The 23,488-nt window shown below is 43.3% G+C and carries 20 protein-coding genes; 11 read left to right on the top strand and 9 right to left on the bottom strand.

Annotated features, from left to right (window positions below):
* From BUB99_RS09340 to BUB99_RS09330, 3 genes are all read left to right on the top strand, one after another.
* On the top strand, nucleotides 1-4,305 hold a 4,305-nt coding region (locus BUB99_RS09340; RefSeq protein ID WP_073121748.1), incomplete at its 5' end, for a lamin tail domain-containing protein.
* Nucleotides 4,302-4,745: a GNAT family N-acetyltransferase gene (locus BUB99_RS09335; protein WP_073121746.1), complete on the top strand. Its 444-nt coding sequence runs from the start codon at nucleotides 4,302-4,304 to the stop codon at nucleotides 4,743-4,745. The genes BUB99_RS09340 and BUB99_RS09335, both read left to right, overlap by 4 nt.
* Nucleotides 4,746-5,006: 261 nt before the next feature.
* Nucleotides 5,007-6,404, top strand: coding sequence for a sigma-54-dependent transcriptional regulator (locus tag BUB99_RS09330; protein ID WP_073121745.1), 1,398 nt, complete (start codon nucleotides 5,007-5,009; stop codon nucleotides 6,402-6,404).
* On the opposite strand, the gene BUB99_RS09325 is transcribed toward BUB99_RS09330, so the two are convergent.
* From BUB99_RS09325 to BUB99_RS09315, 3 genes are all read right to left on the bottom strand, one after another.
* Nucleotides 6,379-8,958: a hybrid sensor histidine kinase/response regulator gene (locus BUB99_RS09325; RefSeq protein WP_073121743.1), complete on the bottom strand. Its 2,580-nt coding sequence runs from the start codon at nucleotides 8,956-8,958 to the stop codon at nucleotides 6,379-6,381. The genes BUB99_RS09330 and BUB99_RS09325 overlap by 26 nt on opposite strands.
* A 106-nt stretch (nucleotides 8,959-9,064) precedes the next feature.
* Nucleotides 9,065-9,745 carry a hypothetical protein gene (locus tag BUB99_RS09320; RefSeq protein ID WP_073121741.1) on the bottom strand — a complete coding sequence of 227 codons (681 nt, stop codon included), beginning with the start codon at nucleotides 9,743-9,745 and terminating at the stop codon, nucleotides 9,065-9,067.
* Nucleotides 9,730-10,227 carry an RNA polymerase sigma factor gene (locus BUB99_RS09315; RefSeq protein WP_073121834.1) on the bottom strand — a complete coding sequence of 166 codons (498 nt, stop codon included), beginning with the start codon at nucleotides 10,225-10,227 and terminating at the stop codon, nucleotides 9,730-9,732. Before BUB99_RS09315 ends, BUB99_RS09320 begins: the two co-directional genes overlap by 16 nt.
* A gap of 377 nt (nucleotides 10,228-10,604) precedes the next feature.
* Here BUB99_RS09315 and BUB99_RS09310 point away from each other — a divergent pair, with 377 nt between their 5' ends.
* From BUB99_RS09310 to BUB99_RS09285, 6 genes are all read left to right on the top strand, one after another.
* Nucleotides 10,605-11,057 (top strand): MarR family winged helix-turn-helix transcriptional regulator, encoded by a 453-nt coding sequence (locus tag BUB99_RS09310; RefSeq protein WP_216011537.1) that lies wholly within the window; start codon nucleotides 10,605-10,607, stop codon nucleotides 11,055-11,057.
* Nucleotides 11,054-11,539 carry a GNAT family N-acetyltransferase gene (locus BUB99_RS09305; protein WP_073121737.1) on the top strand — a complete coding sequence of 162 codons (486 nt, stop codon included), beginning with the start codon at nucleotides 11,054-11,056 and terminating at the stop codon, nucleotides 11,537-11,539. The genes BUB99_RS09310 and BUB99_RS09305 overlap by 4 nt, the downstream gene beginning before the upstream one ends.
* Nucleotides 11,540-11,545: 6 nt before the next feature.
* Complete coding sequence (ectB, locus tag BUB99_RS09300; protein ID WP_073121735.1) at nucleotides 11,546-12,811, top strand: diaminobutyrate--2-oxoglutarate transaminase; 1,266 nt, start codon at nucleotides 11,546-11,548, stop codon at nucleotides 12,809-12,811.
* Nucleotides 12,808-13,209, top strand: coding sequence for an ectoine synthase (locus BUB99_RS09295; RefSeq protein WP_073121733.1), 402 nt, complete (start codon nucleotides 12,808-12,810; stop codon nucleotides 13,207-13,209). Before ectB ends, BUB99_RS09295 begins: the two co-directional genes overlap by 4 nt.
* Before the next feature lie 8 nt (nucleotides 13,210-13,217).
* The gene (gene thpD / locus BUB99_RS09290) at nucleotides 13,218-14,087 is read left to right on the top strand and encodes an ectoine hydroxylase (protein ID WP_073121732.1); all 870 of its coding nucleotides are present in this window, start codon (nucleotides 13,218-13,220) and stop codon (nucleotides 14,085-14,087) included.
* 110 nt (nucleotides 14,088-14,197) lie between these two features.
* On the top strand, nucleotides 14,198-14,815 hold the full coding sequence (locus BUB99_RS09285) for a MarC family protein (RefSeq protein ID WP_073121730.1): 618 nt from the start codon (nucleotides 14,198-14,200) through the stop codon (nucleotides 14,813-14,815).
* Nucleotides 14,816-14,920: 105 nt separating this feature from the next.
* On the opposite strand, the gene BUB99_RS09280 is transcribed toward BUB99_RS09285, so the two are convergent.
* On the bottom strand, nucleotides 14,921-16,318 hold the full coding sequence (locus BUB99_RS09280) for a sodium/proline symporter (protein ID WP_073121728.1): 1,398 nt from the start codon (nucleotides 16,316-16,318) through the stop codon (nucleotides 14,921-14,923).
* A gap of 61 nt (nucleotides 16,319-16,379) precedes the next feature.
* A complete protein-coding gene (locus tag BUB99_RS09275) occupies nucleotides 16,380-16,853 on the bottom strand; it encodes a hypothetical protein (RefSeq protein ID WP_073121726.1) in 474 nt (157 codons plus the stop codon).
* A gap of 180 nt (nucleotides 16,854-17,033) precedes the next feature.
* On the opposite strand from BUB99_RS09275, the gene BUB99_RS09270 reads away from it, so the two are divergent.
* Nucleotides 17,034-18,323, top strand: a complete 1,290-nt coding sequence (locus BUB99_RS09270; protein ID WP_073121724.1) for a DEAD/DEAH box helicase — start codon at nucleotides 17,034-17,036, stop codon at nucleotides 18,321-18,323.
* A gap of 62 nt (nucleotides 18,324-18,385) precedes the next feature.
* Here BUB99_RS09270 and BUB99_RS09265 read toward each other — a convergent pair whose 3' ends face one another.
* The 4 genes from BUB99_RS09265 to BUB99_RS09250 all read right to left on the bottom strand — a co-directional run bounded on the left by BUB99_RS09265 (nucleotide 18,386) and on the right by BUB99_RS09250 (nucleotide 22,330).
* A complete protein-coding gene (locus BUB99_RS09265) occupies nucleotides 18,386-19,813 on the bottom strand; it encodes a bifunctional metallophosphatase/5'-nucleotidase (protein ID WP_084190464.1) in 1,428 nt (475 codons plus the stop codon).
* Nucleotides 19,814-19,927: 114 nt separating this feature from the next.
* Nucleotides 19,928-20,470: a pyridoxamine 5'-phosphate oxidase family protein gene (locus BUB99_RS09260; protein ID WP_073121721.1), complete on the bottom strand. Its 543-nt coding sequence runs from the start codon at nucleotides 20,468-20,470 to the stop codon at nucleotides 19,928-19,930.
* A gap of 29 nt (nucleotides 20,471-20,499) precedes the next feature.
* On the bottom strand, nucleotides 20,500-21,627 hold the full coding sequence (corA, locus tag BUB99_RS09255) for a magnesium/cobalt transporter CorA (RefSeq protein WP_084190463.1): 1,128 nt from the start codon (nucleotides 21,625-21,627) through the stop codon (nucleotides 20,500-20,502).
* 124 nt (nucleotides 21,628-21,751) lie between these two features.
* On the bottom strand, nucleotides 21,752-22,330 hold the full coding sequence (locus BUB99_RS09250; protein ID WP_073121719.1) for an HPP family protein: 579 nt from the start codon (nucleotides 22,328-22,330) through the stop codon (nucleotides 21,752-21,754).
* A gap of 135 nt (nucleotides 22,331-22,465) precedes the next feature.
* Between BUB99_RS09250 and BUB99_RS09245 the strand changes: the two genes are divergently transcribed.
* A complete protein-coding gene (locus BUB99_RS09245) occupies nucleotides 22,466-23,368 on the top strand; it encodes a LysR family transcriptional regulator (protein WP_073121717.1) in 903 nt (300 codons plus the stop codon).
* Nucleotides 23,369-23,488: the final 120 nt, after the last annotated feature.

Raw genomic sequence — 23,488 nt, 5'->3', positions numbered from 1 at the left:
CCTTCAGCGACAGGACTGCCAGACGAAGAATTCATCGAATTGTTGAATACATCAGATCAAGCGATTAAAGTTGAGAACTTCACTTTGAATGGAAATACCGTGAGTGATTTCACCCTCGAATCGGGAGCTTATGTAATCGTGACAGATGATTCAAATTTGACAGAGTTTGAGGAGTTTGGCGATGTAGTGACGACGACATCTTTTCCAGCCTTAACCAATGGTGGCATGAAACTCACGCTCGCTGACAATCTGGGAAATGTGGTGGATTCTTTGACCTACTCCACCAGTTGGTATCAGGATGAAAACAAAGACGATGGCGGTTTTACTCTAGAACAAATCAATCCGAATTTGGCATGTAACTACTCCGCCAACTGGATCGCCTCGACTGATGCTGACGGAGGAACACCCGGGCAGCAAAATTCAGCTTTTAACGACAGTCCAGATGAAACGAGCCCTAACCTGGTTTCTTTTGAGGTAGCAGATGCGAACACTTTCGAATTGACTTTCGATGAACCGATGGATGAAGGCGCTTTGTCAGTGGCTACTTACACCTTGGATCAAGAGTTAGTGGTCAGCAGTATCACCCCATCTTACTTTGGTGTGACTTTAGACGTGACGCCTGATTTAGTTAGTGGGACTATTTACAACCTGACAATTACTGGTGCTACTGATTGTGCAGGGAATGCTTTGACTGTCAATACGAGCAGTGTGATCTATGATATTGAAGCGCCTGTTTTGGAAGAGGTGATAGTGGTGTCTAATACGGAATTGCAGTTGTTTTTTGATGAACCCGTTGATTTGGAAAGCCTTTCCGAGGATGACTTTGTGGTGACACCAGGCATGGGTAGCCCATCAGCTTTTAGTCAAGACAAAAGCTCTCCTTATCTGATCAATCTGCATTTTGACATTCCTTTTATTCCTGAACGGAATTATAAAATTATAAGTACAAACCTGTCAGATCAATATGGTAACATTTCACCAGATCCTTATGAATTTGCTTTTTCCTATCAGTCTAGCCTTGATACTGTTTTGGTAATGAGCGGGCATCATTTGTTATTGACTTTTCAGTTTCCTATCCAGAGAGAAACGATGCTAAACCCTGAAAACTATTTTTTGGGAGCTCCAAAAGCTGTACCGATTTCTGTTTTTGAAAATAAGAGTAATCCTTTGGAGGTCAACTTGATTTTTCAAGAAGATTTCGATGACAACAAACAATTAAACCTTTATGCTGAAGGGTTAGCTGATGAAGAGGGCGAAAGGTTACCTCGCTCATCAGTGACTTTCATATACGATACGGCACCTCCCAAAATCGATACTTTACAGGTTCTGGATCATCAGACTTTGCTATGCATGTTTACTGAAGTCGTGGAACAGAAGAGTGCTGAGGCTCTGGATCACTATGAATACGAAGACTTTTACCCTGTTTATGCGGCATTGGATACAGATGAAAAAACGGTGAGGTTGGAGTTTGATAATGCGTTTGAGCCAGAGATGACCTATGATCTTTTGGTCAATGAAGTTGCGGATTTGTTTAGCAATCCCATCAAAACTAGAATTCGCGAGTCATTTGTCTATGATGACATACCACCGAGGCTGGACAGTGCGTATATCAAGTCTTCTTCAGAAGCGGTGCTGTTTTTTCATGAGCCATTAGACAGTATGATCGCAGCATCTACAACTCATTATTATCTGATCTCTCTCGATTTGGAACCTGAAGAAGTCGTTGTAGAGCGCGAATTTCAGCGGCAAGTCACGCTGCGTTTTGATGAAGGAACTTTCGATGGTCAGCACTATTTACTGGAAGTAGAAGGATTGGCAGATCAGCGAGGCAATAGGGTGACCGAGCCTGAAACGGTTAAGTTAGATGATACTAAATTTCGATTGAGCGGAGTAGAAATATTAGCAGCAGATAAGATTCAATTAGAGTTCAATCATGCCTTTGGAGAAGGGTTTGGCCCTACGAACTTTCAGATGGAAAATTTGGAGGTGGAACGTGTAGAATCTTCGGACAGATTTGTAACGATCAGTTTGACTCATAATATGGTAAACGGAGAATTATACACTTTGAGATTTTTTGATTTGGTAAGTACCAAAGCTCAGGAGTTACATACGGTATACTATGATTTTGTATTTGATTCAAGATTAGAAAATGCGTATATCAAAAATGATCAAACCATTGAGCTTATGTTTGAGACTACATTTTCTGCTGTACAAGAGGATAATTTTTGGCTCGGAGACAGTACGCAGCCTGTTGCATCCGTGGTGAGTTCCGAAGATGGACACGTTGTGCAATTGGTTTTTGCGGATGATTTTGACTCGGATCAGATTTATACGATCAATTGGTCAGTATTGGAAAATGAGTTTGGAAACAACATTCCAGGGTGTAGCATGGAAGTGTATTTGGATCGTACCAGCCCAACTGTAGTGGCAGTTGACCTATTAGATGCGCAGACGGTCTCGGTTCAGTTTTCTGAACCGATGGACAAACAAGTCGCAGAGTTTTTGGGTTATTATGAGGCAGATGGCTTGGCGATAGATCAGGCGACTTATATGGTGGAGGATACATTGGTGATGTTGTCATGGAGTACTGCGCTAGCAGAGAAAGAATATACGCTGCGGGTTCATTCGGTACATGATTTAGTCGAAAATCAAATCAATGATACGACACTATTTTTCACATACGAAGCGCCCTATCTACCAAACTATGGGGAGTTGATCATCACCGAGATTATGGCTGCCCCGATAGAGGATCAGGTCGAATATGTAGAACTGTATAATGCTTCTGATCAACGACTGGAGTTGAAAGGCTTGGTTTGGAAAGATGGTAATGACGAGACGGCGTTCGTTTCTGGAGCGATTGAGCCAAGTGAATACATCGTCATATCAGCCAATGAGTCTGTTTTTCCTGACCAAAATACGGGGAGACTTTCCTCATGGTTGACGCTAAACAACGGAGGAGAGACACTTTCCATTTATGCTGAAGAGCAGCTGGTGTTTTCGACGAGTTATACGGACGATTGGTATGGTCTGGAGGATCACGTGGGACGGAGTTTGGAGATGTTAGACGTGACTAATTTTTGTGGGGAGCAAAAGAACTGGACAGGATCTCAGATTATAGGGGGAACGCCAGGGGCTGCCAATTTCCAATCGACTGAAAACCCAGATCACAAAACTCCCGAGATCATATCGGCGGTGCTAGAACACAATCAGCAACTTTTGGTCACGTGGAATGAAAAGCTCTTTCCTACTGATGCTTTGTTAAATCAAATCGCGTTCGACCCCAGTATTGTTATAGCATCTGCAGAGCTACTCCTGCCCGAAAGTAATAGCATGATGATACAGCTATTGGACGAACTGGCGCCTCGGCAGCAATATGTAATGACAGTGTCTGACGTAACGGACTGTGTCGGCAACCCTGTCTCCTTAGAATCTGGACAGGTAGTGGTTCAAGTACCCGAACAAGCTGATAGCTTAGACATTTTGATCAACGAAATTTTGTTTAACCCCGAAACGGGAGGGGTGGACTTTGTCGAGATTTACAATCATTCAGACAAGGTGATCGACTTACAAAATTGGATGTTGATGAGCGGCTCTGGTGATAATTCTTCCTTCAAGATGATTACGGCAAATCATCGATTGGTTGAGCCATTCAGTTTTGTTGTGTTGACGGCAGATCCCGCAATTCTCGATGCACAGTATCCTTTGGGAGATGAATCTACCTATTTCGGTATGGCTAGTTTTCCTCCCTATAATGATAGCGATGGTAAGGTGGGCTTGATAGATTCCAAAAGTCAGGTCATGGATTATTTTGAGTACTCAGAGGATTATCATTCGAGCTTACTGGACAGTGAGGAAGGCGTGAGTCTGGAGCGAATAGCTTATGATATAGCTACGAATGACCCCAACAGTTGGCACTCGGCAGCCAGTACGGCTTTCTATGCCACACCTGGTTTGCAAAACTCTCAATATACAGAAACAGGTACGGGTAAGGGTCAGTTGGTGGTCGAGCCAAAGGTTTTCATGCCGAATACGGTCGGTCAGGATGATTTCACTACAATCAGCTATTCTCTGAATCAGGCGGGTGGTTTTGCTAACATTTATGTGTTTGATACACATGGCCATTCGGTCAAATCCCTCGCCGAAAACCAGTTACTTTCTACTTCAGGATTTGTGACGTGGGATGGTTCTACAGATGCGGGAGATTTGGCACCCATTGGATACTACATCGTTTTTGCTGAGATTTACGATCCCAGTGGCAACAAAAGTGTGATCAAAGAAACCGTCGTGCTGGGGGCTAGACTATGAAATTTCAGATACAAATTAAATCCTTCGACCAGTTAGATATTCACAGCCTCTACCGTCTGCTCAAACTTCGCGTAGATGTTTTTGTCGTGGAGCAAAATTGCCCATACCCTGAGTTGAGCGAAAAGGATCAAGTCTCCGATCATTACATGCTCTATGACGGAGAAGAGCTGGCAGCATATCTTCGAACCTACGAACGAGAACCAGGCGTATATGGCATTGGTCGTATCGTGACAGATGTACGATACCGAGGAAAGGGACTAGCAGGAAACCTCATTCGCCAAGCCATGGCGCGCATCCAAGCCACCGAAGGTGCCAAAGAAATCTATGTGCAAGGGCAATCACATTTGATCCAGTATTACGAATCTTTTGGCCTGACTGTGTGTTCGGAAGAGTATTTGGAAGATAACATTCCTCACACCGATTTACATGTAATCTTATAATCATGGCGTACAACTAAGAATCCGAAGCAAGGGTTAGGCAGCACTTAGCAGCGCTATGGCGCGGATTACAGAGAAAAGATATTCAGAAGCTTGCGTTTTCTTGACAAAAGACTAGGCATCCCTGAAGAGAACTCTCGGTTCAATATGCCATATTTAGCCCATTTTTATGTATTTGTCTCTCCACACCATATCACGATTATTTAGTGAGCGAACAGCTGCTTTTTTCTATATTTGGTGACAAGAAACCTGTTATAAAATTTTATGGCGAAAATCCTGGTTGTCGACGATGATCCTTCATTCAACGAAATGCTCTCTTCTTACTTGCGCCGGCAAGATCACGAGATAGAGCAAGCCTTCTCTTCTCAGTCCGCGCTCGCAGCATTCAAGACCAAATCCATCGATCTGATTTTGACTGATTTTAAACTCCCCGATATGGATGGCCTAGAGCTGATTCGTATCATCAAGGATGAAAAACCAGACATGCCCGTAATCCTCATCACCAACTACTCAGACGTCAGGACAGCCGTCACTTCGATACAGCTCGGGGCATTTGAGTTCATCACCAAGCCAGTGAACCCCGACGAAATGCTACTGACCATAGGTCAAGCATTACAGGAAAAAACCACATCAACTGCCGCAAAACCTAAGACCATCAAAAAAGCCTCTGGCTCACCCGAATATGTAATCGGCACCAGTCCGCAATCGCTCGATCTATGGCAACACCTACAGCTAGTCGCTCCTACTAAAATGACCGTTCTCATCCTCGGTGAGAGCGGTACAGGAAAAGAATATGCTGCGAAAATGATCCATGAAAAAAGCAAGCGTGCCAAAGCACCTTTCGTCGCACTGGACTGTGGAGTGCTATCCAAGGAACTCGCCGCAAGTGAATTATTTGGACACATCAAAGGTGCTTTTACTGGGGCAGTACAGGATAAAAAAGGAGCCTTTGAAAATGCCAATGGAGGCACCATCTTTCTCGATGAAATCGGCAATCTACCCTACGAAGTACAAGTGCAGCTACTGCGTGTGATACAGGAGCGAAAAGTGCGTCGTGTCGGGAGTGAAAAAGAAATAGATGTGGATGTGCGTATCATTGCTGCCACCAACGAAAACATCGCTGTGTCTGGTAGCCAAAGTGAGTTTCGTACTGACCTATTTCATAGGCTAAACGAATTTGAACTGAAAATCCCAGCGTTACGCGAGCGAAAAGAAGACCTCAATGAATACATCGGGTTGTTCCTCCGGCAAGCCTGTAACGAACTAGAACGAGAGGTGACTGGCCTAGACGCTGAGGCACAATCGATCGTGCAACACTACTCCTGGCCAGGCAATCTCCGAGAATTGAAAAATGTCATCAAGCGTGCCGTTCTACTCAGTACTGGCGAATTGATCACGCCAGCACAGCTACCACACGAACTGGCCAATGAAGAGGTCCTTTCAACGACTGATACAATAGCCGACAATGCAGCTTCTATCCAAAACGCCATCAACGGAACTACAGGTACGGATCTGAAGGCACTGCAAGAAAAAAATGAAAAGCAGCTCATCTTAGAAACACTAGAAAAAACCAAATACAACAAGAGTAAAACAGCCAAACTGCTAAATATTGATAGAAAAACACTCTACAATAAACTCACGAAATATCAAATAGAGATTTAAGATCCTGACGTAGCTCATCTAGGACAGTCGCCAACTCTGCCCGTAGCTCACGAGCACTCGTCACAGCACGATCCGTCTGGCCGAGCTGCTCATGCAACTCGATACTTGCTAGAGCTTCACTGATCAGTGGTAGACCTAGATTGTCGTATGTCGTTTTCATCTGATGGGCTAACTCTCCGAGTTGGGTCGCATCAGCGGCATCCAGATAGGCCTGATAGTCGACTAGTTGACGCTCATTATTCGTGAGCAATGAGGCGAGTAGTCGCTGAAAGGTTTCTTCATTTCCTCCAGCAAATTTCCTAATGATGGAATAGTCAAACCTTGATACCTTGTCTTTTTTCTCTTCCAAGACAACAGTGCTTTCCTCCTCACGGTCTGATGATTCAAAGTAGTTACTCAAAATGCTTTGAATATCCGCTGCATCGTAGGGTTTGCTAAATACCTGATCAAACCCCTCGGCTTTTAGCGCCTCCAATTTATCCATCTGTACATGAGCAGTCAGCGCAATCACTGGGATATGGATCTGCTCTGTTCGTAACTGGGACAGAAAAGCCACGCCATCCATTCCAGCCATTTTAATATCTGAAAAGATGAGATTCACCTCCTGCGACCGTGATTGCAAAAACACCAAAGCCTCTGCCGCTTGTTGAAACAAGAAAACCTCTTCTACATGCTGCAGTAATATTTCACGCAACAACGTACCGTTCCAATCGTCATCCTCCACAACCATAACTTTCACTGCAAACCGAGACGCCATTTGGTCATCCGAAACCAAAGAGAGCTGCGACTCCTCCTCTTCTAAGTAGGGTAAACTCAGTGATAGCGTAAAGGTGGAACCCTCCCCCAGTTCGCTGATCAAACCTACTTCGCCTCCCATAGCCTCTATCAGATTTTTGGCAATTGACAGCCCCAGTCCAGTTCCTCGATAGTTTTGAGATTCTGCATTGACCTCCTGTGTAAACTGGTCAAATATCACTTGCTGCATTTCTTTGGATATCCCCGCTCCTGTATCTCGTACTATAATGGACAAATCCATCATATTTCCTTTTTCCGTCCCGGCTACCTCTAGGTCGATCGTACCTTCTTTGGTAAACTTGATGGCATTGCTAAGTAGGTTGATCAGTACTTGTTTGAGACGAACAGCATCTCCTAACAGCTTGACCCCCTGCAGTCCAGATATACTCCCCTTCAGTGCTATTCCCTTTTGTTCGCACACCTTGCCATAGATCGTCTCCAGCTCCTCCATGATGAGCTGCATATCGAAGGGGCGTTTGTCTAATTCTAACATGCCTGCTTCGATCTTTGCCTGATCCAATACGTCACTGATCAACTCGGAGAGGTAATCATTCGAATATCGGATTGCCTTGAGAAACTTCGCTTGTTTGTCATCCAAGTTCGTCTGGGCGATAAGCTCCGAAAAACCCTTGATACTCTGTAGCGGTGTGCGGATTTCGTGACTCATATTGGAGAGAAAATCCTCCTTGGCCTGTGCTAATTTTTCCGCTCTGTTTTTTTCTTTCTCTAACTGATTTCGATAGAAAAATGAGCCCGTAATATCCTTTAGGATTAAGAATAAAAAAGCAGCACTCATCATTAATCCTACAAAACCTGTAGAAATGATAAACAAAGTAGAACGTGCTGCGGACTCCGTTGCTTTTTCGTTGCTAATAGCAGACTCTTTCTTTTCTTTCTCTTTGAGCTCGCCGATGATGGATCGAATACTAGAAATGAAAACCATGTCCTGACGGAGCATTGCCAGTTCTTGAGACGACATCTGACGCTTTACCCTTTTTTCTTTTTTGAGCACTTCGTTGAGAATGGTTTTGACTTCTTGTAGGGTAGTATCGGCACGGTTGTCTTTAACAATACTCGTGTCTACACGAATAATTTTGGCCAACCGTAGTTCCTCTTCCACCGTCGTGACAGTATCCACTCGAGTATTTTCTGCGCCTACTATCTTTCGAAAAAAACCCTTCAGCCCCTTTGTCTCTTCCTCCACGATCTCAATATGCTGACGCTCGACAGGTACGAACTCCCCATCAAACAACTCCTGTCGCAGCAGTTGACGCTCAGATAATGTAGAGTCTTTGAGTTGCTTTTGAATCTCATCCAAAGCCTCTCCGGTATAGATGGCCTGTTGGCGTCTGTTCTTTATTTTGAGGAAAGCCTCTAGATTGAGCATCTTGGTATCGAAGAGTGTTTCTAAAGAGTCCACTCGGGCATATTGTACACTATCAGATTGTAGACGAACCTTTAAACTTCTGATTTTCTGTTTGGCCGCTCGGCTATGCAACAAATATTGTTTTTCGAGTTTCGGATCGTTACTGAGGATGAAAGACTGAATATTGTTCTCTGCCTCTACAATCTCCTGAAACGTCTCATTGATCAGTTCCACTCGCTGATCTGGTTTACTCAACTGATCAATAGATCCTGTCAGCGTCACAAAGCTCTCGTAGCTCACATAGCAGATACAGCCCGTAATCAGTGCGGAAATCAAAAACACCATCCATACTTTCCTCTTGGCTTGCGTATCTGTCTTTTTGGTTTGGGTCATGGCCAGCCGTTATTTAGATTCAATGTAAAATAACGGCTAGTCGTTCATTTTCCCATTGCTTCAATGAAATATCCATAGGTTAGTCTGCTAGGAAATAAAACAAAGTCTATTGCTCCTCCTCCTCAAACTCCCTGATCTCACCCAAAAAAGCCTGTGCACCAGCCACCTGACTCCCGTTGCCTTGGAGAAGTCTCTGCATCCATTTCTTGTCTGCATTTTCAGGAATCAATTTGCTATGCATCCATAGGGCTAGTGGAAACATAAAAACGATGGTAAAACCAAGCTGACTATAAAGCCATGTCTGGTCAGCTACCGCAATGATATCAACCCCAAAAAACACCTGAAAAGCCATGATAACCCAACCCATATAGAGAGGAAAGACCCAAACACCTACTCGAAAATACCGAATAATAGTCGTCCGTAGGGTGACCAATTGTCTTTGTAATTCTATCACTGGAGCCGTATAATCAAGCTTCATAATCAACTCAATTTCTTTAACCGAAGTAAAACAAACTAATACCGCCCACAAAGTGAACACCCCGCCTGTTAGTGCCATATACCACTGCGCTGCATGCTGGATACCAAACCCAGCAAAACAAAGCCCTCCTATTAAGTAAAAAGTAAAAGTTATCACCTTGACCCTAAGTAGGTTTTTCATTTTATCCCTGACCTTCTCCAAATTACCCTCTCGAATCACCTTGAGGTTAAGCTTCCAGTTTCTGTCCAATTTGGCCTCTACAGTAGCCCAAGTCGATTTCAAATTTTCCAATTCTATCTTTGCGTCCATTCTCGTTTGATTTTTTGTTTGATGCGATTGATTTTAGTGCCTACATTACTCACACTGATGTTGAGTATACTAGCGATTTCATCGTGACTGTGATCATCTAGGTAGAGGATCATCAGTGCCCGATTTAGCTCATCCAGTTCAGCGATAAACTGATTGAGACGCAGGATATTTTCGTCCTGCTCATCTTCATCTGTAGTCTTTATATCCACGAATGAATCCTCTTCCATTCGGTCAAAATGCTTGTTTCTTGTGATTTTTTTTCGATAAGCAGAGATTGCCACGTTTAACGCAATGCGGTAGACCCAAGTAGATCGCTTGAACCTATCATCATACTTGTGATAACTATTCCATAATTGGACGATCACTTCTTGTACAAGGTCCTTTTGATCCTCTGAATCTCTACAGTAGCTATGGCATATCTTAAAGATGATCCGTTTATGAGATTCGAGCATCTCCAAAAAAGCTTCTCTATCTAATTTCATATAGTTTGACTTAGTATAATACAGTCGCTGGACACTCTTATTTTTCTTTTCAAGAAACGAAGATTCAGCTGACATACCATTATTCGCAGCACCTGCTCCAAAATCACAGCAAAAAAACTTTTTTCACCAAATCACCGCTATCTCTCTTATTTCTTTGATTTGAAATATTCAATCAGCATTATAAAATTCAACAATTAATATTTCACAACTAAAATATTTTTAATTGTACTGAATCTTTTACCTTTGCAAAAGTTTCAGTGGTGTACTATTTTGCATAGTAAAACATACACCAATTTAAAAACACAGTGAAGATCGAACAAGAAATTATCGCAAGCATCAGAAAAATCATACGAGCCGTTGACATTTACTCTAACAGATTGAAAGAGCAAATTGGACTCAATTCCTCACAGTTGACCTGCCTCAACTATTTGAGTGAATACGGGCCTCGATCGATTTCGGATCTGGGCAAGATGCTGAATCTATCGCCGAGCATGCTAACCAATATCATAGATCAGCTAGAGTCCCGGCTCATGGTAGAACGTGTCAGGTCTGACAAAGATCGGCGTATTATCAAGATAGAAATGACCAAAATGGGAGAAGAGATACTCTCCAACTCACCCATGTTTTTACATAAAAAACTGGAAAACAACTTATCAGACCTTTCACCAGACGAGCGAAAAAAAATTCTCGATTCGTTAGGGCTGTTGATCACAGCGATCGAGGCAGAGGATGTGGACTCTAGTCCTATCTTAGCTAGTGGTGAAAATGTGGTAGGGGAACCAGAAATCACAATTAATCAAGACGGAGAATTCAAGCCGAAACATTCATGAATCTAAAAATTGGGAAACCTCAAATTACAGATGGAAAAGAAATTTGGAAACTTATCAAACGCACAGGTAATCTAGACCTCAACTCAGAGTACTGCTACTTTATGCTAGCAGATCTCTATCAGGATCATTGTGCGATCATTACCTCACCGGATCATTCTGGTATTTTAGGATTTGCCTCTTGTCTGCCTCGTCAAGATCAAGCCAATACACTATTCGCTTGGCAGATATGTACTGACCCCTTGATACAAAAAAGAGGGATGGCCAAAAAGATGCTACAATTCGTCCTAGACAATCAAGACAAAAAATTCGAATACTTACAGGCGACCATTTCAGACGACAATCTGGGGTCGCAAGCACTTTTCAAATCAATAGCCAAGTCCTACGGGGCATCTATTGACAAAGAAATGTACATAGCGGCTGATGACTTCAACGACAGTCATGAGTCAGAATACATATACAACATCGGGAAATTGAACTATTAAAAAATAATGGAACAGGTAAAAAAACACGAATCAAATGTAAGAGGGTACAGCAGAAGCTTTCCCGTTACATTCACTAGCGCCAACGGTGCAGTTATTCACGACACAGATCACAAGCAGTATATTGATTTCTTGGCAGGAGCCGGCGCACTAAACTACGGTCACAATAACCCGTTCTTCAAAATGAAACTAATGGATTACATCGACAAAAATGGTGTAACCCATGGACTGGACCTTTCAACAGAGGCCAAAGAGCATTTCATCAACATCTTCAACAAATACATCCTCGAACCCAGAGAGTTGAAGTACAAGATGCAATTCACAGGGCCAACAGGTACCAATACGGTAGAAGCAGCCATCAAACTAGCTCAGATCGTAACGGGTCGTACCAACATCATTACCTTCACCAATGGCTACCATGGTCATAGCAAGGGTGCACTGAGGTTAACGGCCAATGCACATTATAGAAAAGGATTGGAAAATGAACTTAACCAGTTCACGACCTTTATCCCATACTATGGCTTCTTAGATGGAGATTTTGACTCGGCAGACTATTTGGACAAAATCCTAAGTGACTCAGGTAGTGGTACAGATATTCCAGCGGCAATCATTCTGGAGACTATCCAGGGAGAGGGCGGTGTGAACATTGCTCCAAAAGAATGGCTTCAAAAGCTCAGAAGAATCACCGAAAAACATGACATCTTGATGATCGTAGATGATATTCAAGTAGGTTGTGGTCGTACAGGTAACTTCTTCAGTTTCGAAGATGCCGGTATCTACCCAGACATGGTGACACTGTCTAAATCACTGAGTGGGTACGGACTACCTATGTCACTGCTACTGATCAAACCAGAGATCGATGATTGGAAGCCTGGTCAGCACACAGGGACATTTAGAGGAAACAACCTCGCATTTGTCACAGCGGCAGAGGCCATCATCAAGTACTGGAAGGACGATGAGTTCACCAAAGAAACACTAGCCAAGTCGAGCAAACTGCTCAGAATATTGAAGCAAATAGGTGAAGACCATAAAGAGATCATCACAGATGTCAGAGGTAAGGGGCTCATCGCTGCGGTAGAGTGTGCCGATGCAGAAACAGCCAGTAGTATCACTGCTGAGGCATTTGACAATGGACTGATCATCGAAACCTGTGGCTCTAATGGCAACATTATCAAATTTTTGCCTCCGCTAAACATTCATGACAATTATCTCAACGAAGGAATTAAAATTTTTGAACAAGCTGTACAAAGCATAAATAAAGTAGAATTAGTATGATAGTAAGAACATTAGAGGAAATCCAAGCATCAGGCAATGAGGTGAAATCTGATGGCTGGACGAGTAGAAGGTATCTTTTGAAAAAAGATAAGATGGGTTTTTCGTTTCATGAAACCATCATCGAGGAAGGTGCCAAACTCGAAATGCATTATAAAAATCATTTTGAAGCAGTGTACTGTGTCAAGGGAGAAGGCAAAATCACAGCACTTGCCAGTGGCGAGTCTTGGGATATCAAACCTGGCACCATGTATGCCCTCAACGAAAATGACAAACATATTTTAGAAGGAATCTCCGAAATGACCGTCATGTGTGTGTTCAATCCTCCCGTCACTGGGCAAGAAAAACATAACCCCGATGGCAGCTACTCGATCGTCGAGGAAGATGAGGTTTTAAATTAAAAACAACTATGGTAATAGAAGACTTGTATCCGTCACGTACCCAGGCAACAGCTCGGTGGATAGACAGACAAGATCCTGTCGTATATGCCAAGGACAAAAGAACCGATGCATTAACAAGAGAGCAAATCGACAGTTTTGAACGCGACGGATTTTTAATCATCAACAGTGTTTTCTCTCAAGAGGAAATAGATCAGTACAACGAAGAGTTCGAACGACTAGGGAATGACCCTATCCTGTCGGCCAAACAAGAGTTCATCAAAGAACCAGAAAGCCGAACCGTTCGATCCATCTTCGCTGCACACAAGTTTAGCGACAAATACAAAGCACTGACCAACGATCCACGGATCAAGGACAAGGTAGAGTACTTGTTAGACGACAAAACCTACGTACATCAGGCTAGAATCAACGCCAAACCAGGATTCAAAGGGAAAGAATTCTACTGGCATTCTGATTTCGAGACTTGGCATGTAGAAGATGGTATGCCTCGCATGCGTGCTATCAGTTGTCTGATCACTATGACAGAAAACAAAAGTTACAACGGGTCTCTGATGCTGATCCCAGGTTCACACAAAAGATTCGTGAGCTGCATCGGCGAAACACCAGAGGAGCATTATAAAGACTCGCTGCGCAAACAGGAATATGGTGTGCCTGATCAGGAAAGCCTCATCAAATGCTATAATGAAAATGGAATCGTAGTAGCTGAATGTCCTCCTGGATCTTTGATTCTGTTCGACTGTAACACGTTACATGGCTCTAATGGCAACATCACGCCACTGCCACGGAGAAATATCTTCTTCGTACTCAATGCCGAGTCAAACCGATTAGAGCAGCCATTCGGGGGTACCAAGCCACGACCAGATTTTATTGGACATAGGTAAGCGAATAGCAAGCTCTAGAATACATTTACGAAAGGTTTACGGATTGAACATTACTCACTCCGTAAACCTTTTTTTATAACTTCACACTTGTATCATTAAACAACAGACACATGCTCAACGACGCATTTTACGACTCTTTGGGACTTATGCTTTTCATGCTCAACCCCTTCTTGCTTATCGTCTATCTCATAGACCTGATCGAGGAGCTCGACTCCAAAACCTTCGCGACGGTACTAATCCGTGCTGGTATAATCAGCGGTGGGTGTTATGTGATTTTCGCTGTACTAGGCAATGAAATCTTTAATACGCTGTTCAAAGCTGACTTTGCCTCCTTCCAGATTTTCGGTGGGATTATCTTTTTAATCACAGGGGTTAAATATGTATTCGATGGTAACAAAGCAATCAAAAGCCTCCGTGGAGAGCCCAAATATGTACAAGGTGGTATCGTCATGCCTATCATGGTAGGGCCTGGCACCATCAGTGCGAGTATCATCGTAGGTCAAAGGCTAGATTACGTCCCCGCCATTGGGATTATATTGGTATCATTAGTCGTCTGCATCACCACGGTAATCCTCCTCAAAGAACTTTACACCAAAGTAAAAAAGAAGAACGAAGCGTTACTGCTCAAATACATCGATATCATCGGTCGAGTCGCTGCACTGTTGATCGGTACCTTCTCCATAGAGATGATCATGAGCGGAATCAAAGCATGGGTGGCCAAGTTTTAGCCTTCTAAAAAAATGGCCCTGTTAGCGTGTAGCACGCTGACAGGGCTTTTCATTTCTAATTGATTGAGAGTCCACCCATCAACGTAAAAATCTTGATACTAAGCTCTAGTTGTCTTGACTCTTAACTCCAATTCTAGAGATAAAATACACTGCAAACCCTGTGATGATCCCTGGCATCATTTCATAGACAATACTTCCCCAACCAATAAAATTCCAGCCTAGCGTAACTACCCCAGCCGAGATCATCATCGCCAGTGTCGTATTTGCATTGACGGGCTTGTTGAGCATACGCATCGTGATCACAGGACCAAATACCGTTCCCAATACCGCCCAAGCATAAATCACGATCTCAAAGACACTGCTATGCCCATACAATGATATACCCACTGCAAATAGCGTAATCCCTATCGTAAACAGCTTGCTGATGCGATAACTGTTCTTGAACTGCGGAAAGATGTCATTGGATAACGAGGAAGTACAACTGATCACTAGAGAATCAGCTGTAGAAATCGTCGCGGCAAATATCCCTGCTAGCATAATCCCCACTAAATAGTCGGGCAGCAACCGCATCGACATCATCGGAAGTGCTAACTCAGGATCGAAATCACCTTCACCTGTCAGTACGATACGAGACAACAGCCCTACGCCTATGGCCAAGGCATAAAATCCCGTAAACCATGAGTAGTAATACATCCTTACTTTTTTGATATTCTTTGTACTATCGAGCGTCATATAGCGCACCATGATGTGCGGCTGACCGACGACTCCAAACCCTGCAAACAACCAACCGACCGCCACCAGTAATGAGGCTGATAAAGAGATTTCTGGATTAAAAAGACTCATATAGCCTACTTTGACTTCTCTCAGGCTAGTAATGGTTTCGGTCCAGCCTCCACTATAATCCACCGCATAGTATAGCAAAGTACCCATAGCGATAAACATCACGATCGACTGTGCAGCATCCGTCCAGATTGAAGCCCGTATTCCCCCCGAAAAACAATACAATAGCACCAAAACAGCCCCCGAAACCACGCCAATCCATTGATCCCAGTGCAATGTCACCGCCAGTGCCTTTCCTCCAGCACTAAACTGAGCCGCAGCATACGTGCTCAAAAACACAAAACTGATCAGCCCACTCAGTAGACGTATACTCTTTATAATCTTACCCTCATGATTAGCAATTAAACTTCCAAAACTCAGAATATTGTACTTGGCGCTCAAGTCACGCAGCTTACCATACACCAGCATCGAACCCATAAAATCTCCCAATATCCAGCCCACCATCAACCAGACAGACTCTAGTCCTGCCACATAAGTATAGCCTATCATCCCGATGAACATATAACCACTGTTGTTAGTCGCTACAGCAGAGAGAGCTACCAGCCAAGGTTTCACATCCTGACCTGCGAGCAGATAATCTTTGGTGTTTTTTTGTTTTTGAATAGAAGAACCAACTCCTATCCCAGCGAATAGAAGCAACATGAGCACAAATACTACAATCATAGATATTTCAATATTAAACTATATGGCTGCAATTTAAGCAAATTGTGCTCACCAGTCAATTTCACACCATTCGGTCCAAAATCACCGTGTAGTCATACTGAAGGTCTTCATGTAGCGTAGCTACGGATTTTCGAATAGCTGTCATTTGGCGTTGATAGATATTGAATAGCGTGGTATTGCGCTGCAGCGGAGGATCAAAGTCAATTAGCGATTGGCAGTAGTAAGTTAACAACTCCACCTCGGTCTCCTTTTTCTTCGAATAGCGTATATATTTTTTGGTTATCCGCAGAATCTTACGCGCACTTTTGTTGATATAGTAGTAACTAGCGTTGTTGATTTCGGCAAACAATTCATCCATCTCCAGCTTCACACTTTCGATATAGGATGCCTCATCTTGTGCCTCATACAGGAGGTAGGTCAGGAGCTCTTTGTTCTCCTTTTTGAAGCGAGATAGCTGCAAGCACAGCTCCATCAGTTCGGTTTCTGACTTTTCTTTTAGTACTTGTTTGAGTTCTCTGACTGTGGCTGCTTTCATGGCTATCTATTATCAAAGGCAATTTAAGACCATTTCTTTTGATCCGAATCAGCGATCACAAATAATGTATGACAACTAGAAATGGAAACATTATCATTTTATACGAAACTTAAAGCGTACCTTTGCAGCTTAACAACGAAATGATATTTGTAATGAATGGTCATTTCATTAACAGATTATATGTCATTTGAAAAACTAGGTCTCTCTGATAAAATATTAGAGGCGATCACCAAAAAGGGCTATACGAGCCCATCTCCTATTCAGGAAAAAGCAATTCCAAAAATACTAGAAAGAAAAGACGTCTTGGCCTCCGCTCAGACAGGTACAGGTAAGACGGCAGGGTTTACCCTCCCACTCTTACAAATTCTAAACCAAGGTCAGCAACTACGCAACCGGCCTGTACGTGCATTGATCCTCACGCCCACGCGTGAGCTAGCCGCTCAGGTATACGAAAATGTACGTGAATACAGTACGTACACCGACCTCCGCTCTACCGTTATATTCGGTGGGGTCAATGCTGGTCCTCAGATCAAAACACTCAACAGGGGCGTAGATGTATTGGTCGCAACACCAGGCCGTCTACTAGATCTACACAACCAGAAGGTGTTTTCGCTGGACAAAGTAGAGATCATGGTACTCGACGAAGCAGACCGCATGCTCGACATGGGGTTCTCTCGGGATATCAAAAAAATAATCAACTTGTTGCCAGAGCGTAGACAAAACCTGCTTTTCTCAGCGACCTTCTCCAAGGAGATCAAAAAGCTGGCCAGTGCCATGCTACACAACCCTGTCTTGGTAGAGGCTACACCAGAAAATACTACAGCAGAAAAAGTTATTCAAAAAGCCTACCGTGTCGATCAAAAGCAGAAACCAGCTGTAGTCATCAAAATGATCACAGAAGGAGACTGGCACCAGGTGCTGATTTTCACCCGAACAAAACACAAAGCCAATCGCCTCAGTGAAGTACTCGTGAAAAAAGGGATTAGCTCAGCAGCCATACATGGCAACAAAAGTCAAGGAGCACGTACCAAGGCTCTCGATGGATTCAAAAAAGGAACTGTCCGAGTACTCGTAGCGACAGATATCGCAGCCCGTGGGTTGGATATTCCTCTACTCCCACACGTCATCAACTTTGAACTCCCTAACGTACCCGAAGACTATGTACATAGAATCGGACGTACAGGTAGAGCTGGCGCCAACGGTGAGGCTATTTCCCTCGTCAGTATTGATGAAATCGAATACCTACGCGATATCGAAAAACTGCTTGGCCAAAGCCTAGGAGCAGAAATCATTGAAGGGTTCGAGCCCACCGAAACAGCACCACCAAAAGGTGCTAGCAAAAAGCCACAGAACAAAGGACAGCACAACCGTCGTGGAAATGGAAATGGTGGTGGAGGAAATACTAACAATTCCAACAGTGGAGGTGGTAACAAAAAACCATTCAGAAGAAGACGGTCAAGACAGTCTTAAAAATAAATCAACTCCACAAAAAAGGTCTAAGAACACAATGTTCTTAGACCTTTTTTTATATCCTAATCCGCAGACTGATATTGATTACAACCATCATAGTCAATGGTTCCTTCATATGATTTGAGATAGGCCAAAATAGACTCTGCGGTAGTCAGCTCTCGGACTTCAGCATCCTCTAAGGCAAAGTAACTGTCATATACTGCCGCGATATAATCATTCATTCCGAGGGTTAACATCACATCGTCCTCCAATTCTACTCCAGCAGCATCATAAATGCATAGTCCTTCACATTCTCCATTCACAGTAATTCCACTCATGTGAAACCCATCACCTGTACCAATCAAAAACTCCTTGATCTCTGCCACTGATTTAATGAAAACCACACTCCCATTATTGAACGGGGCTACCTCGAATATTTCTAAACGAGTAATGTCTCCCTTATCAATAGTGGATCGTACACCACCACCGTTTTGAATCGAAAAATCAACCTGCATGTAATCTCTCAACGCATCGGTATAAAAACACCCTGTCTCTGTACCTGTATGGTCTACAGCAGAAAAACCAACGACTTCATCTAAATCTGGCGCTTCATTATAACTCGATATTATACTTTGTAAGTCTTCATCAATGGGTTGTTCGTCCGCTAAACTGATAAATGACACTTCATATTCCACGACGGTTTTGTTTTCGATTGTAAGATCTATTCTTCCAAGATTAGCCAAATAGGACCCACTTTGCACAATCGGTATGCCCGACACCTCTTCATTAATAATCTGGTGAGAGTGTCCTCCAATGATCAAATCAAAATAAGGAAAATTCTCTGCTAAATATCGATCAGAACTAGACCCTAGATGCGTGAGGGCAATATACATATCTGCGTCTTCGGTGGTTTTCAAATCCGAAAACTCTCCTACAATGTCATAAAAGTGCTGAAAAGAAAAGTCAGCAACTCTCCAAGGGTGAGATGATGGTATAACCCCATCTGGTTTTCCCCCAGTCTCTACTAAGCCTAACACTGTGATTTTGAGACTTCCCACCTCAAAGGTCACATAGTCGTCTGGCTGTATCAACCCAGAATCCTGCACATCTATGTTGGCACATACCCACTCAAACTCCGCCTGTGCCATTCGTTCCTTTAGGACTTCAGGCCCATAGTCAAACTCATGGTTGCCAATCACACTGGCATTGAACCCCGACCGGTTCATTAGGTCGATCATGGGAGAACCTTTCTCTACATGCTGATCCACGATAGGGTTTCCCGAAAAAATATCCCCTCCGCATAGCAGCAAAGTATTTCCCTCGTTCCTTTCAGCATCTACCAATGCTTTCACTTTGGCAAAATTGTCTATTTGTCCATGAGGGTCATTGACAAAAAATATAGTTAATTCCTGAGCCGTTGAGTCCTCAAAGCCATTATCAGATTGAGGGTTATTTTCTTTACACCCTAAAACCAATATTACAAATATGAACCAATAACTGTGTCGTATCATGAGTTTCTTGTTTAAACCATGAAATTAGTCTCAACGCCACAAATTCACCAACGAACTATCAAAAGACAGAAAATCATAATACTCACGTAATGTCAAAGCAGCTAACTACGGTTTTTAGCCAAGTATCTTCGTCTCATGACCATCGAGGCTAGTCGTATTCTTTTCTTCCCAATAAGTATGTATGCGTTCGTCTCCTTGCTTTTGCCAATACACCTCCAGTTCGGTTCGCTCTTCTTTGAAATCCATGAAAGGTACAGCCATGCCACATGAGGTCTGTACGAGATCGACCTCCATCTCTATGATCTGACGAGATCCCTTGATCTCAGGGAATTGCCCAATATATGCACCATAACCTTCATCTCGGGGATGAAAAATTTTGGCATGACCATAGAGTCGCAGAATCAGAGGCTTCCCCTCAAAGGCGCAAAACATGATCGTCATCCGATCACTCTCTAGCAGATGTGTTGCTGTTTCATTCCCACTACCCGTGAGATTGAGCCAAATGATTTTGGATGGGCTCAGGACGCGAAACGAATCCATTCCCTTGGGCGAAATATTGACTCGTCCTTCCGCCATAGCTGTGCCTACAAAAAATATTTTTTGTGCTGCAATAAACTCTTCCAAAGCAGGCGTAAGCTGCGCGAGTTGTTTTCCCATTTTAAGTATAGTTTAGATCTGCCGGTTGATTACAACCAGTTTTTGCGTTTGAAATAAATGAACATACCGACAAATGTCAATCCCATCACTCCCCATACCGCTTGATATCCATAGCGAAATTTCAGCTCAGGCATGTATTCGAAGTTCATTCCATATACCCCTGCGATGAACGTCAGCGGGATAAAAATGGTTGCCACAGTCGTGAGTACCTTCATCGTCTCATTCATTTTTTGACTCAGAGACGAAAAATAGATATTACTCAAACTGTCTAGCGAGTTGACCGTTGAGCTGATTTCTTCAATAGCGCCTTCACAGCTACTCATCAAGTCCATGTAATACTTGTGCGTAGATTTAGCGATGAATACAGACTCACGGCTAGATATTGCACGAAGTGCGTCTTTGAATGGTGTCAATGATTTTTTGATGGTTTGGGAGAGCTGTTTGAGATGCTCCATCTCTACGATAATGTCCTGCGTGGGATTATCAAAGACCCGTTTTTCGAGGCGCTCTACCTTGGTATTGATCCACTCGATGGTCTCGTAGTAGTTGTCCAAAATCGCATCGAGCAACTGACAAACTAGAAAATCTGCCTTTCGGGTACGAATCAGACCTAACTTCTCCACGATTTTATTTCTGATGTGATCAAAGTGGTCTCCCTCTTCCTCCTGAAACGAAACGACATAATCTCTTCCCAGCACGAAAGACAACTGCTCTACTTTCAGGCTTTCTTCCCCATCCTTTAGGATAGACTTGATGCTAAAAAACAAGTAAGTATCATACTCATCCACCTTTGGCCGCAACGTAGTATCCAGAATCTGACGCTGTGTGATCCGGTCGAGTTTGAGGTTCTTGCCTATCTTTTCGATAATATCAACATCATGGAGACCGTAAACATTGACCCAGCTGACTTTCTGATTCGAAAACGCAGCAGCATAATCCATCGAGCCTTCGACATCTCTTTTGTCTACCATTTTGGCATCATACTGATAGAGCTGTACGGTGACTTCTTCTACTTTTTTCTTCCCGATGAAGGCCACCTTACCTGTTTCCTTCGCCTTGGTTTTTTGATCCGTATATAGTGTAAGTGGTAGGCTCACTAGGGTTTTCAGTCCTGTAAATAGTAGTTTGTCAGGTCTGGTGATATCAAAATCTTTCATCTATCGTTTGGTCTAGTCCTCTGGGACAGTTCTAATTTTTCGTCCCTATAAAAGTAAAGGATATTCTATACCTAGCGAGAAAAACCAAAACAAGATTGATGCATTTGTTTTGTACTAAACCGCCTTATTTTCGACGGACGATCACACGGGTAAAAGCACGCGTCGTAGGGTACTGGCGGTGAGGGGTTAGGTTATTTGCCACGATCGCCACGAGTAGCAGGATCAATACACCCGAGAGGACTGGCGACAGCACATACATATAGCCCATGGCTTTGATCTGTGCCGAGCCCAACACTGCTATCAATGCAGTAGCACCTCCAGGCGGATGTAGCGTTTTGGTCATTTGCATCCCGATAATGGACAGAGACACAGCGAGTGGTGCGGCGATCAGGGGCGTATGAGGGAAAACTAACTGAACGGTCACACCTACTATCGCCGATACCACATGACCTCCGACCAAATTGCGAGGCTGAGACAGGGGGCTCTGGATGGCTCCATAGATCAGCACACTCGATGCTCCGAATGACCCGATCAAAAACAAATTATCGTTGACATTGAGAAAAGTATGCTGTAGCAACCCTATCAAGCCTATCCCTATGAATGACCCCAAAAACGAACAGGCATACTCTCGAAAATCTATCAGAGTCTCTCTATATAGAATGTACTTGACGAGTCGGATTTTCCTATGTATGCGTTTCTTCACTGCTTTATTGATTATTTGCAGTCGCAAAACTACGTAGTTGGCATGCCTCAACGCCGAGGCTTGATTGAGATAAATTTGACTTGAAGCTTAATTTTTTTCAATCAACAAAACTCCGCTTTGCTGTAACTTGCGACCATGGAATTGAAACACCTACGTTTGATCAAAACAATCGCTGATGAAGGCAACATTGCTAACTCATCACAGAAGCTGTTTTTGACCCAATCTGCACTCAGTCATCAGCTCAAAGAGGTCGAAGAACGTCTAGGATTCAAAATTTTTTCGCGAAAGCGAAACGAATGGAAACTAACCGAAGAGGGGGCCGAACTCTATCAACTCGCCACCAATGTGCTGACCTCCATCGATGAAAAGCTCACCCACATCAAGAAAATCCAACAAAAGACAGGAGGAAAAGTACGTGTGAGTTGCGAATGCTATTCGTTTTATCGTTTGTTTCCACTGTTTCTACAGGACATGTCTTTGGTCTATCCCAACATTGATATCGAACTCGTATTCGATGCGACCCATCAACCCATTACTAAGCTACTATCTTTGGAAATCGACTTGGCGATCGTGACCTCTCCGTCTTCTGTCCAAAGTTTGTCCTGTGTAGAAGTGATGCAGGACGAAGTGATGATGCTGATGCACAAAGAACACCGCCTGGCCGAAAAATCTTATATAGAAGCAGAGGATTTTGCAGACTTGCACCTACTGATACATTCCTATCCACTGGAGACGGTATCTGTATACGAGCACTTCCTCAAACCCAACCACGTCCTCCCAAACAAAATATCCGACATCCCACTGACAGAGGTCGCCATCGAGATGGTCCATGCCAATATGGGCGTGATGTGCGTGCCCAAATGGTGTCTCAAATCTTTTGACCTACCCAAAGACCTGATTTTTAAACCAATCAGCCAAAACGGCCTCCAGCGAAAACTCTATATCGTCGTGCGCAACAATGACATGACCAAAGATCACTTCAAGGATTTCGTCTCGACATTCGACGAAAACATCAACAATGACCAATCGGTTCTATAGTCGCGAACTGGCTATTATTTATCTCTCATCATCCTCAAGTTCTCTTTATCGATAAATTAAGATGGGCACAAGTGATTATTTATGGCAGACATGAATATAAATTCGCGCCTGCTTTGTTTT

This window comes from Reichenbachiella agariperforans, assembly GCF_900142205.1.
In the GTDB taxonomy this organism is placed as follows: Bacteria; Bacteroidota; Bacteroidia; order Cytophagales; family Cyclobacteriaceae; genus Reichenbachiella; species Reichenbachiella agariperforans.
The sequence above is the reverse complement of the archived record's forward strand: the minus strand, read 5'-3'. Positions and strand labels throughout refer to the sequence as shown.